This window comes from Pontimicrobium sp. MEBiC01747 (genome assembly GCF_053601635.1).
Window position 1 is genome coordinate 1 of the sequence record NZ_JBSHNS010000428.1, and the last position, 13,186, is coordinate 13,186.

The following is a 13,186-nucleotide window of genomic DNA, read 5'->3' on the forward strand; positions in this document are numbered from 1 at the left end:
TGTCCTTTTACATCACTAAAATCGAATTCGGGGAAGTTTAAACTTTTTTGGAATTCAGCTTTAGTATCTATTATGGTTTGTTCTAATGTTTCATTTTTATCGAAAAAATTAATGACTTGCTTAATATTATCAATACCATACACCTCTAATCCATCTACTATAGCTGCTTCTTTTGCATTTTGGTTAGGTAATATAAATCCTTTATAGCCTTCTTCTAAGGCTTTAATTGCTATTGGTAATGCTCCTTTTATGGGTTGTAAGCTTCCATCTAAAGAGAGTTCTCCCATAATAAGGTAGTCTTCTAAATGTTCTGCTTGTATTTGCTTGGATGCTGCTAGTATTCCTACTGCTAATGTTAAATCATAGGCACTTCCCTCCTTTCGTAAATCGGCAGGTGCCATATTTATTGTTATTTTCTTGCCTGGAATTTTATAGCCATTATTTTGTAATGCAGCGGCTATGCGGTAATTACTTTCTTTTATAGCATTATCTGGTAGCCCTACAAGGTGATAGCCTATTCCAGAATCTACATTTACTTCTACTGTTATTGTGGTTGCTTCTACGCCAAATACGGCGCTCCCAAAAACTTTTTTGAGCATAAAAATTATTGATTTTAGAAACTAAAAGTAGAAAAAATAGATGTAACTAAAAATTTTTAAACATTTAATGTGCTCTTATTTGTTTCTCATGTTTTTGTGATAATATTTTATTTTTTTCACAGATACAATACAGTATTTATTTAAAAAACTTAAATACAATAACTTATACTTTAATATCACCTACCTTTCCAACCTTGTATAACCCTTGCATCATAAAACGCATAGTCTCTATTTTCAGGATCTTCCACTGTATTTAAATAGGTTTTATAAAAGCGGACAATTTGACTAAAGCTATAACCATAGGTGCTACTGCTTGTAGGTACTACCATTACTCTTCTACTACTAGTTCCTCCTCGCTCGTAATCTGCTCCTGTTCCTGGTAAGGCAGCATACGTTTTTATATTGGTGTTATATGCCATTTGCCCTGCATATGTATGTACTAAGCCTCTAATTAAAAAGTTTTTAACTTCTAACAGTGTTCTTGTAAAGCGTCTGTTACTTGTTGAGCCTGCTGTTGCAGATCTATAGAAAAATAAAGGGTCGTAAATAAAATTATCGTCTGCAAATTGTTGTGAAAAAGATAATGTAAATGTATCTGTATCTACATGTCTTCCATAACGTTTTGCTCTAAATTCTGGAGAGCGTAATACTTTTTGTATCACCGTTTTATAACGTCTACTAGAGGCGCAACCCCAAACCCAGATATAAGCATTATCGGCAAATGCATTTTTATAATTAAGCCAAGGTGTAAAGCCCATATTGGTTACATTAGTGTCTTTTGTTCTTCCATCTTTATCCCATGGGTCTCTTTCTCTAGATCTAGAACCATTAGCTCTATATTCTGCTCTTTCATAAGTGTTAACTAATACTGGGCCTCCTCTCCATCCATGTCCTAAAATAGAAAATTCTTGAACTGTTCCTGGTTCGTTTTGTCCAATATTTTGAATATAGGCATAGGCATCTGTTATAGATATTACATTTGTATTTGCTTCTATAAATTTTCGTTCGCTATCATAATGTGTGCTATCATCTATAGCATCGAATCCGTCGTTTTCTAGAGTCCAAGTGATTCTTCCACTACTTACTGTTCCTTTATCTATTCTTCCCATTCGCACATCGAATAGAATAAAATTGACTTGAGGGTCTGTTCGCCACGATCTATTTTTATGTAATAAATAGTTCGCTCTACGTTTGGCTATTGTAGCCATATTGGTTCTTCCATTGTGGTATTCGTAACCAGCAACTAAAATAATATATTTTTTCATCGTTTATGCTTTAATTAAAGCTAGTTAGCCTTCTTTTAATTCTTTTTTAGAGCTTGCTTAAATTGATTGGTATTTAATTTATACTGCACAGCATTTTTTAGTTCTTTTCGTTTAGCGGCATCTAAATCTATTGCTTTAACTGCCTTATATTCTTTAGGTATTGTAATTTTTGAAAAATCAACATGTTTAGCTAACAATGTTGTATTTAAAGTTGGCTTTTTACCATTATCTTGTTTTGGCGGTGGGGTTGGGTTGGGTTTGTTTACGTTATCTAATTTATATGCCAAATCGTTTAATGCATATTCATATTTTGTAAGCATTTCCATAAGTTGTGATACATCTGTTGTTAACCCGTTAACCTCATCGTTTAATTCATCATTTTTATTAGCTAGTGGTAAACTAAAAAAGCCTACTACTACTGTAGATAAGATTACTAACCCCATAAACATCCATATTGTTTTTATAGCGATGTGTCTTGGTAGGTCTCGTTTTAATTCGCTTCTCATGAGGTAATAGGTAAATCCTATCATTAATAGGGCAAATCCAGATACACCATAGCTTAATAGCTTTCCTCCCATTGTGTCTATTATATTTTCCATTGTTTTAAGGTTTTATTGTTAGTTCTTTTGTTGTTACTGTTTTATATTTTCCTTTGTCTTTACTCCCATTTATATAGCGTTTTACAACGCGCATAGAAAGTTCTCCTTCTTCGGCTACTATATAAGTTATAGGCTGTGGTGCCTCATCACTGGTAAATTCTACATGGTCTAGTTTTTCTTTTGTTCCATCTTCTTTTTTTAGTTTAAACTCTAAGCGTACATAATCTAAATCTTCTGTTTCTAGTTCTGGTCCATCCCAAATTATAGTAATCCCGTTGTCTGGAGCTTTCTGTTTTATTTTTAACAGTAAGGCACCGCCTTTGGTTTGCCCACTTTCTAAATCAACTAAATCGCCATCTTTTGTAATGGCTGTGAATGTGTAGTCTACTGCATCTCCTTTTTCTAATACGGGAATAGTAATTTCATCTAGTGCAAAATCTGGTAGTTTTGCTCTAAATAGCTGACTAAACTCAAAATCGTCGTTTGTTGCCGTATAGTTCACTTGTAATAATATTTCTAGAAAATCGTCTGTATTTCCTGTTATTACAGGTATTATATCTACTTTTTTAAATTCGAAAGGGTCTGCTAGTATTAACTCTTCATCTATTAAGGCTACTGCATTTTGCTTTAGTGTTGGTCTGCCATCTGCAAAATGAAAATGGCGTTCTTCTTCAAGAGTTGCTACATCGTGTGGATGGTTTCTAATACGCCAGAATTCTTCTTTATTATCATTAGAGAGTGTTAGTATTTCCTGACTAATTTGTGTACCGTCTTGGTCTTTAGCTCTTAGGTAAATATCTATACCATTTACTTTATCTTTATTAATACTTCCGTACTTAAAGTTGAATATTTTTAGCGGTGCCAATACTTGAGGTATTAGTATTAAATCTTGAGAGCTACTGTAAATAACTTTACTAAAAATGGTTACTGGTGTACTTACATTATCTATATCGTCTCTATAGGTAAATTTTACTTGATAGTAATAGCCTGATGCTTCATCTGGTTCTGTTGTCCAAGCTATTTCATGTTCTTCTTGATCTTCTTTTGTTACTGTATAACTTATTAACGGAATGGCATCATCTGGAATAGCAAAGCCACCTGTTTTAGATAGTTCTTTTTTACCATCTTTTTTTCGCCATATTAAAACCTCAGCACTTAATAAATCGTTATGTTCTGCTTCAAAATCATGTAATATTTTAGTTTTTAAATGGTTTTCTCTCCATAAATCTCCAAAGGTTACCGTTTGCGTATAGTTATCGATATCATCTTTTATTTGATTTCCCAACAACCACAAATGTGCTTGTGGGTTATGCGTTTTTAATGTTGTAGAACGCTCTCTATAATCCACAAATATTCTTTTATTATGGAATAGTTTTTTCTTTTGAAATTTATACGCCACACCTATTAGAATACCATCTCCAGGTGTTGGGTTTACTCCTTCTGGTAAATTAATATCTGGTAAATTTGGAGATACATAAGGAGAAAAGAGTTCTCGCATGACTTTATCTGTAAACTCTTTTACCATATCGTCTACCATTTGTTTCATTTCGGGTGTGGTTACTTGAGAAATGATATTTACTTTTATATCGCCTTCTTCTATCAATTTTTCCTTAATGAATTCAAATTCTGCTTTTGCAGATATAGTAAGTTCTCCATATTTTATTGCTGCTCCTGCTGCTACCATATGTGATACTTTAGTATGGCAGCGGTCTAGGTCTGCCTCTATAGTCATATCTAAAGCAGGGCGCATGACTTTCATTTTTAAATCGTAAAGTATGCCTGCTACAGAGCTACGATCGCCTTGTAGTGTTGCTGCTATTAAACTTGCCCCTTTACGATCTAGCCTTACATTAAAAACAGCTTTAAGATCGCTACTAGATAACGAGGGTTTTTTAGAGCCAATGATACTATCTACAAAAGCGTCTTCGTTAATAGTTTCTTCGCTTTGTGTTGTAGAGTCTAAAACGATTAAATCTATAGAGCCATCTTTCCACTCTGGTGGTGTAAAGATGAAATCTTCTTGTAGTTTATGGTCTTCTATAAGTTTGGTTCTTGCTTTTTCTAAGCGCTCTGCATTTGCTATACATTGCACGCCTAAAGACATAATTGCTCCCGAGGAGTCTTCTAATTCTTTTAAACCGCCTTGTATGGCTCTTCCTTCTTTAAATATTTGAAGAAAAAAGTCGTATGCTTTATCTATATCGTCATTGTCTGAAATTATAGGTGCTAAGCCTACTTCATTGGGTAAATAATAGACTATATTTTCTTGTTCATGATCGCCATAAAACAAAATGTCTTCGTGTACTCCGTATGGTTTTGATAGATCTAACATAATTACCAAATATTTTCTGGAAGGGTTATTTTTAAATGTTCTGTACTGGAGGTTATCCATTTTGTTTTATAACGGTCTCCACTTTTGCTTTTTGCTTTAATTCTATATTTATAGTCTGTTTGCGACGCATCTAGCATATCGTGTGTAAAGTATAGTGTTTCTCCTATTTTGGAGAATTCTAGCTTTTGCTTGTCGTCTGAATTAATAATGATGTCATTATCATTGTCTTTATAGACTATGTATAGTTTTACTTCTTTTACTTCGTGTTCTTTAAAGTCTGGTGCGTCTTCTAGAGTTATTTTAATGGTGCGTTCTGGCTTTACTTTATCTTTTATCATTAGTATTGGACCATCGTGTTTTTTCCAAGCGCCTCTATTAATGTTTCCTTCTGAAGTAATTTCTGTGTTTTTATATTCAAAGGTTTCTTTTGGTGTATTTAAACTTGTCACTACTGAAAAGGTATGTGCGTCTTTGTCTTTGGTAAAGTTAAATTTCTCTTCTATCCATGTTTTTCGGGTGTAATCCCACGTGCGTAGTTCTGTGATTATTTTATTGGTTTGCTCCCAATCTACTTTACTCATTAATTCTACAGACCATTTATTTTCGAATGGGTTTGGTATGAAGAAATTAAAGTCTTTATGGTCTTCTAGATTTAATATATATTCTTCTGAGCCTTCTATGTAATAAATAACTTGAAGGTCTATTTTAACGGGATGAAGCTTACTGTATAACAGAGATAACAGTTTTTCGTTTTCGTCTTTATCATTTTCTTTAAGTAAAAATGATTGGCTTAATATTTTTCTATCTGTCTCGCGTTCTATAACATTTATAGTTGTTTCAATAAGATGTGTATTATTAAAAATGGTTCTATCGTCTATACCTATTTGTAGTTTTACATTCTCAAAGTATTCTGTTGGATTAAAGTAGATAAATTCTGATGTGGTTTCTTTCCAATCTACTTCCATCTGTGATGGTAAACCTGTGCCATCATTATCTAAGTATATTGTGGCTTTGTAACGGTACTTATAATTATTTGCGTTTTGGCGTGTGTATTTAAAGGTGCCTTTTACATCTTCAGCTGTATTAAAAATAAACGTCTGCTCATTTTCTTGCTTATTATTGGTTTCGTCCCAAACAATACAGTCTATTTTTACTGTTTTTATGTTATTTATCTTAAATGTATCTGCTGCTATATCTACTGTAATTGTTTCACTTCTAAACGGCATATCGTCCAGCTTAATCCATTTTAAGTTATCGCCTAAGCCGCCTGCATTTTGTATCATACTAGATAGTAAGGCTTGCGGATAGAATGGATATTTTTTGACTTTACGCTCTCTTAAATCAACTATAAGTTCGTTGGTTTGTGCTTCTTTATTGTTTTTTAATATATAATGTGATCCTGGTATTATAGAGGCATGAATCATTCCCACTGCATGTGCTATTCTATTTTCTATTTTTTTACTAGCGCTTAATGGTGGTACTGATGGATTAAATAAACGTTTTATTGCTTCGGTTTTTAACTCATTTAATAAGGTTTTTGAAGCGTATTCGGAAACATCTGGATCTAGTTCTTCTATCTCCATTTCTACCATACTGGTTTCTTTTAAATCGTCTAGTGTATTACTTATTTCTTCTCTGTAAAATATAAAGTTTTTTACCTTCATATCTTCAAAGTGCTTATATACTCTATCCCACTTTACTCGCATTTTTGCTTTAAATGTTGGGGCTATACCTAGCATATTTAATTCGTAATATACGTGTCCTGCAACTACGTCTTCATTTAATGCAGATACTAATCGTTTGGCTTCTTCTCCACTGGTTTTTACTACTAACGCAGCACGGTTATCACCAAATATAGATGGTGATATTCCTGAGCTTACGTACCAATCTTTTGGGTCTGGTTCTTCTCCTGCAGATGCTATAACCATATACACTTTACCATCGGTAACTGTAACGGGTATTAAACGCTTTGCTTTTATTCCCCATTTGTCTTTTATTTCTAGCTTTGCTTTTTCTAATATGCTATCTGTTACTTTTAAAGAGACTTCTAAGGATAGACTGGTATCCATTACTTGGTTTATATTTTTATCTGTACTACTTTCTGGTAAAATAGTATAGGCTGATATTGCTGGTCCTTCTCTTTTTTCTACTATAGAAGGCTGGATATTGGCATAATAAAATGTTTCGGAATCTGTATCATCTCTAAAAATGGTAAGATTCCCCACATCCATAAATGGTGGTTGATAACTTAACATAGCTTTACTATTTTACATCTTTAATAATTAAAAACTTCCCTTTTCCTTCTAAGTCCTTCACTTCTATTGGGTCTCCGTTTTCTGGATATAATGTCATAGAGTAGGTATAACTGTCATGAGATTCGTCTATTCTTGGTATAAACCAATTGATTGGCTTTTTCGCAGATTCTTCGTCTAAAAATATTTGATGATTCACTTTCTGTTTATCGTTTTTATACGATAGTTCTAGTACTACATTTTGGTACTTCTCTCCTATTTTTAATCGGCTAACGTTAATGCTTACTTGCAGTATTGGTAGTATTAAGGTTTGATCTCCTGTGCTATCTACCCAGCCACTTCTTGAAAACAGGTTGTCTCCTATAAGTTTATATCGGTACCTAAAGTCTTGCTTGTCTTTGTTGAGTTGTACTAATTTTGCTGTTACAGACTCCCAATCTTCTTCTGCTTCTAATGCAACTTTATCTTCGCTTGTAAACTCATTATCGTCATCTTTATATTGGAATTCAACAATAATTTTCTTTAAGCTTTCATCTGGAGACATCCCTAATTCTACATCTAGTTCTAGTGTATCTTCATAAGGGTTTGGTGTAAAAATATCTGCCGATTGATTTTCTGTGAAGTAGTATTTTTGAGATGGCATTTCTATTACTTTTCCGTTTTTACTGTAATAGGTAACGGTATATTCTATTGGCGCATCTACGTGCTCGTATATTGCTCTTTCTAATTTTTTACCTTCTACATCTTCGGGTTTAAAGACTAGTGAGGTTTTAAAATGATCTGAATCGTCTTCTGTTTTATAGTTAATGGCTACTTGAATGTTTAATATTTTATTGTCTCCTGAAAGTGAGTTTAAAGTTGGGTGTGGTTTAAAGTTTGCTTGCATAAAACCAACTTTACCTACTTCTATATTTATTAATCCGTTAGTTTCTTGTGTTGGTATTAATAGTGGTTTTGAAACACCTTTAAAGTACACTTCTGAGGTATATTTAACGACTGCATCGTCTTTTTTAGGGCGTCTAAACAGCCATTTATCTTTGGTTGTATTTTTATCGAATAGCCAAGATTTGTTTTCTTCTGCTGATGGGTATTCTGCCATTACTTTAACTGAGGATACAAAAGGGGCTTCTTCCCATGGCGCATTTACTTGTAATGGTATTTCTACTGTGCCTACAATATCGTCGGCTAAATCTACTAGTTTTGTTATGTTTCGTTTGTTTTCTTCTGAAACATCTTCTAAAAAGTTCATTATTGTGGCTTGTGGTGCCATCTTCCATTCTACAACGTCTCGTTGTGTAAAACGCAATTCTACAAATGATCGTATTTCTTCTTTCATAACTTCTATCATAGAGGTTTTACGCTCTTCTTCTGTCATGCCATGAATTCTAGATTTTATAATTTCTTTTACTTTGTCTTCGATAAGTTTTATAGCCATATCGCGTAATTGGCTAACGTGCTCATCTGAAATTTCTGTAGAACCTTTTTTTATTTCTATATTTAAAAGCCCTTCTTCTGTCATGTTTTCTACAACACTAGAGACATCTATACGTTCTACATCTGCATCTGAGCAGCCTTGGTCTTGGTTTTTCCATACGCGATCTACTTTTCGGTTTATTTCAGATTTTTGTGTAGATCCTGCCCATGCTCTAATTTCTAAACTTGGTAAGCGTAATCTAAATTTTAAGTCGTAACGTGTACTTATAGCTTTATCTCCTTGTTTTAAAGCTTTATACCAAACGGCTGCTCCATCTGCGCTTAAACGAATAGCAAAAGCCGCATTATTATCGCCTACTAAACTTGCTGGGCCTCCTGCTGAAGACCAAGAGACTAAGCCTCCTTCTTTTTCTTCTAATAATGTTACGGTGCCATCTGTATATTCTAATGCGCCAAAGGTAATTTCTCCTACTGCTGGAACGTCTGGTTCTGGTACTCTAGATTCTCCTCTTGCTCTAGCTATTAAGCCTAATCTTTCTTTTTCTAGTTTTACTATTTCTCGTCTACGTTGTTGCTGAATTTTCATTTTTTTCAGCTTATTAGCGGCTTTACGTTTTTCTTCTTCTGATATTCCTAAGTTTATATCAAAATTAACATAACCTCCTGCTAATCCTGCGGTAGAACTTCCTGTTCCATCTGCTTTATCTGTCCAGAATAATCCATTAAAAATGGGCATATCATCATCCATTCTTATTTGTGGTGTGGAACGGGCTAGGTAAAACATATTTGGGTTTTCGTCATCTGGAAATGCTATGATATCGTCTAATACTGCTATTTGTGGTAAAGTTGTCATGTTTTAAGTTTTTAATGTTATTATAGTTCTGGATATACTTGTAAGCGGTTTACGCTTGTACTTTCTGGGGTTTTCCATGCTCCAGAGGGTGTTGGTGGTAATGTTATATTGGTTAATCTGTACTGGTATTTTCTGTTATCGTAGTTAGTGGATTGTAATAGTTGTTTTACAGATCTGGACATTTTTATAGTTCCTTGTGGTGTTTCTCTATTTAATTCTAGAGAGAACTCTTCTCCATCGTCTGTTTTTATATCTACTATTAACCCAACAATACCTTTATATGGCGCACGTTGTTCTTCGGTCCAATCTTCCCAATTTTTGTATAATTGGCATACAACATCTAAGTTCCATATTTCTGGGTCTCCAGAGGCATGATCTATTACTGATGCCATTATTTTTTCGGAGTCTATGTTTGCTCTAATACTATATGGTTCGCATACTAAATCGTTCCATACCATATGCTCGTCTGATAGTTGATCGATATCATTATCGTCTATAAATATGGTTTTGTTTTCGTTAGTTTCTATACTTATTGGCCAATCTTCTGCATCTATTTTTGTATTTAAATCGCTATCTACATCATAGATATGATTGTCTTTTGATGAGAGTAATGTTAACTCTACTCCTCCTACGTTTAAGGGAATGTCTGTTTTATTAAGTAAATTGAATCCACAAATAATAGAATGGTTACCGTAACTAACTGTAGAGGCTTCTATATGCAATGGAATGTTTTCTAGTTTTTTAAAGTTTAGCTCTACATTTATTGGGTTACTTCTAATTACACTTATTTCTCCATCTTTTTCTTCTTCTAAATCAAAATAGAGTTTTCCTATGTTAATGCCGTTAGTTAATAGTTCTCTTTTAAAAACTTCAAAAGATTCTAGGCTATGATCGGCAGTAATTGTAAAGCCTGTAGATGGGTCTATTTTTGATATTTTCTCGGTAAATTTTTCTGAAAACAATGCATTATCACTTAAAAACCGATCTTCTAACTCAAAAGACACTTCTTTATAACCGCTTAGTATTAGGTTTTCGACATATTTAATTTTTCCTTCAGATTTTATATCTAAAGCTTTCATTAAATCTTTTTTTGCTCTTGGGTGAAAGTATGGTACTACATGAAATGTCATGTTTATACGGTACTCCATTTCTCCTGTAGCGTTTTCTTTATTGTACATGTTTATATGCACTCTAGGTTCTCCTGTGTTATGGTTTACACCTATTCTATATACTTGTGGTAAAAAGAATACTTTGTTTGGGTCATTGGTTAGCCTATAATAGTAGGAATGTAGTACGCTTGCATTCTGCTCATCTATTTTTGCGCCTTGTTCCCACTTGTATTCTTGTGTTTCTAATTCTGCAAAAAAGCCTTGAAATACTTCTGGGTCTTTACGCTCATAAAGCATATGTATTTGTGCCTTTATATTTATTTTTTGGGGTTTAGGTGTTTGTGCTGGTTTTGCAACTGCTGCGGCTGTAACTTTAGGATTTACCATATATGGTCTTGCAACCATGTGCAACATTTGCATACGTACTGGTTTTGTACGTTTTAAATAGGTCATTCCTGGTTTTGGTCTCCCTACATAACACACGGCATCAAACCCGTAATGTTTAATGATTTTAAAGGCTTGTGTAGCTTGTGTTCTATTACTTCCGAAATCGAATAGGTATCGGTTGCCTTCTACTATTTTCCACCGTTTGTTAACGTTTTTTACTTGTATTTTTGCTGGGTTAAAACCTAAGCAGTCCTCACCTTTAAAGCCTCCAACTGGTGCATTATTTCCTGATAAGAAATAATGAAAACTATCTCCTATTGAGCATTTTTTACTCATATTATAATGTCTTATAACATTAAATGCTTTTTTAACGTCTGCTACAGACCTAAAGGACATTAATCTTACATTTCCGTTATAAATATGTGTGCCTCTTACTTTAAGGTTTCGTATAGAAAAGGGATTCCCTAAACGTTTTATCCATGCATTTGGATCTACTGTTCGCCTTTGTGGTACTCTTCGAGGTGTCCTTGATCTAGCTGCGACTGGTTGTTGTGGTTTTTGCCACCATAGATTTAAATTTATGTCTAGTTTAGATAACTTATTACCTGTTACTAAAGCTTCGTAGATAGCTTCTTTATGCTCTGGTTTTATAATAGCATGTGCATATATGTGTTTTAATACATTAGTTTGCTTTATTGGTAGTATTTGCGTTATGGATAAAGGTAATGTTTCTTGTTTTCCATTAGCATCATAGACTAGTTTTAATGTTACATCTCTAAAGTCTAGAGGGATAACATTTACTTCTTCTCTATAGGCTTCAACAATAGCATTTAAATGTAAGTTTCCATTATTGTCTTTAGAGAAACGTAACCCTTGTTGTCCTGGTATTTTTTTCCCTGAATTGTTAGATAATAACCTAAATAATGGTCTCCCATATTGTTTTCCTTTGTAGTTATATATTTTATCTGAAACTGGTGCTTCATTTAATGTGTTGGTTACTGCATTATTTACCATTAATTTTGAAAATAGTTTCATTTTTAATGGATCGACTTTTAATTTCAGCATCTTTGCTTGATGCATTTTAAATTTCGATGGGTCTATCTGGAGTGCCATAGTTATATTTTTAGCCTATGTATTGCTCACAGTATTTGAAACTACTGTGTAAATAACACAGCAATTTCAAAGACTATAAGTAATACTAATTATTGATTATTATTGTTTTTTACTCTGCATCAGATTCTGGGGAATCTGCATTTTCTTGTGGTGCTTCTAGTATTAAAATCCCTCCTTTTGTAGTTTTAGGTTTTGCGTCTATTACTTTTCCGTCACTTCCTGCGTATTTTAATTCGCATGTGTATTGATTTGCTCCTGGATGGAATGAAAAGATTTCAAAAGATTTCATGAAGTTACTCTCGTCTAATCTAATAGTTTCTTGTTTTTGGTACTTATTTGCTTTATCTTCATACTTAATAGTTGCATATACCATTCTCCATTTTGTCCAATCTAATAGGCCTGCATCTACTGTAAGGCTTTGTTTGTATCGTTTTATATCTATTGGAGGAATGTCTTCACCACTATTGGCTGTTTTTAATTCCGATTCAAAAACTAATCCATCTGTATATTGCACAAAATAACGGTACTTGAATTCTGTTGTTGCGCCTTCACGAAGCCTCATGCTCCAATCCCATGTTTCTGAACCTTCAAACCATTTAGAGAATTCTTCTTTTATTTTGCTTGTTTCATCATTATAGATTACTTCAATTTTTGCTGTTTTTACAGATTCTGTATCCATTAAAACATCGAAAGATGCTTTGGCCCTTCCTATTAAATTATCATCTATTATTAATGATTCTCTGGTATCGTTTTTATATTCTGTTTCGCTTTCGGTTCCGTCTGTATAAAAGTATTTTACTTTGTAACGGTACGTTTTATCATCATGTCCATACATAAAGCATTTCCATGTGTCTACTGGATTGTCTTGTTTTAATCGTATTTGTTTTTTAGAGTCTGGTTTGTTTGGTTCTGCTTTATATTCTAATTCTACGACTGCTTCCTTAATGGCTGTCCAATCTATATCTCCTGCAGATACTTGTGTTGTTATAAACCCTAATCTATCGTAAGAGATGTTTAATACTCTATCGCTAATATTATTTAATACTATTGGTGGTGGCGCATCTGCTGTTCCTTTGTATGAGATTTTGGCTTCTGCTTTATAGAAATCCATTAGTTCGCCTTTTGAATTTCTTGCCATACTGGCTCTAAATGTGAAGACTTCTTCTCCTGTTTCAAATAGAAATGATTTTGTGTTTTGACGTACTATACCTGATTTATGATCTTTTTGCTTGTAGCTTACATT

General features: G+C 33.5%; 8 protein-coding genes. All 8 read right to left on the bottom strand.

Annotation, left to right across the window (positions count from 1 at the left end):
* Nucleotides 1-599 (bottom strand): magnesium chelatase domain-containing protein (locus tag ACVC2P_RS13855; protein WP_452599046.1); only part of this gene is annotated, 599 nt, incomplete at its 3' end.
* A 176-nt stretch (nucleotides 600-775) separates the two neighbouring features.
* Entirely contained in the window at nucleotides 776-1,864 is a 1,089-nt protein-coding gene (locus ACVC2P_RS13860; protein WP_452599047.1) for a hypothetical protein, read from the bottom strand.
* A 35-nt stretch (nucleotides 1,865-1,899) separates the two neighbouring features.
* The gene (locus tag ACVC2P_RS13865) at nucleotides 1,900-2,463 is read right to left on the bottom strand and encodes a hypothetical protein (protein WP_452599048.1); all 564 of its coding nucleotides are present in this window, start codon (nucleotides 2,461-2,463) and stop codon (nucleotides 1,900-1,902) included.
* A gap of 4 nt (nucleotides 2,464-2,467) precedes the next feature.
* Complete coding sequence (locus ACVC2P_RS13870) at nucleotides 2,468-4,795, bottom strand: hypothetical protein (protein ID WP_452599049.1); 2,328 nt, start codon at nucleotides 4,793-4,795, stop codon at nucleotides 2,468-2,470.
* A 2-nt stretch (nucleotides 4,796-4,797) separates the two neighbouring features.
* On the bottom strand, nucleotides 4,798-7,050 hold the full coding sequence (locus ACVC2P_RS13875) for a hypothetical protein (protein ID WP_452599050.1): 2,253 nt from the start codon (nucleotides 7,048-7,050) through the stop codon (nucleotides 4,798-4,800).
* A gap of 7 nt (nucleotides 7,051-7,057) precedes the next feature.
* Nucleotides 7,058-9,334: a hypothetical protein gene (locus ACVC2P_RS13880; RefSeq protein WP_452599051.1), complete on the bottom strand. Its 2,277-nt coding sequence runs from the start codon at nucleotides 9,332-9,334 to the stop codon at nucleotides 7,058-7,060.
* A gap of 20 nt (nucleotides 9,335-9,354) precedes the next feature.
* On the bottom strand, nucleotides 9,355-11,943 hold the full coding sequence (locus tag ACVC2P_RS13885) for a hypothetical protein (protein WP_452599052.1): 2,589 nt from the start codon (nucleotides 11,941-11,943) through the stop codon (nucleotides 9,355-9,357).
* 109 nt (nucleotides 11,944-12,052) lie between these two features.
* The coding region (locus tag ACVC2P_RS13890) for a hypothetical protein (protein ID WP_452599053.1) at nucleotides 12,053-13,186 on the bottom strand (1,134 nt) is incomplete at its 5' end.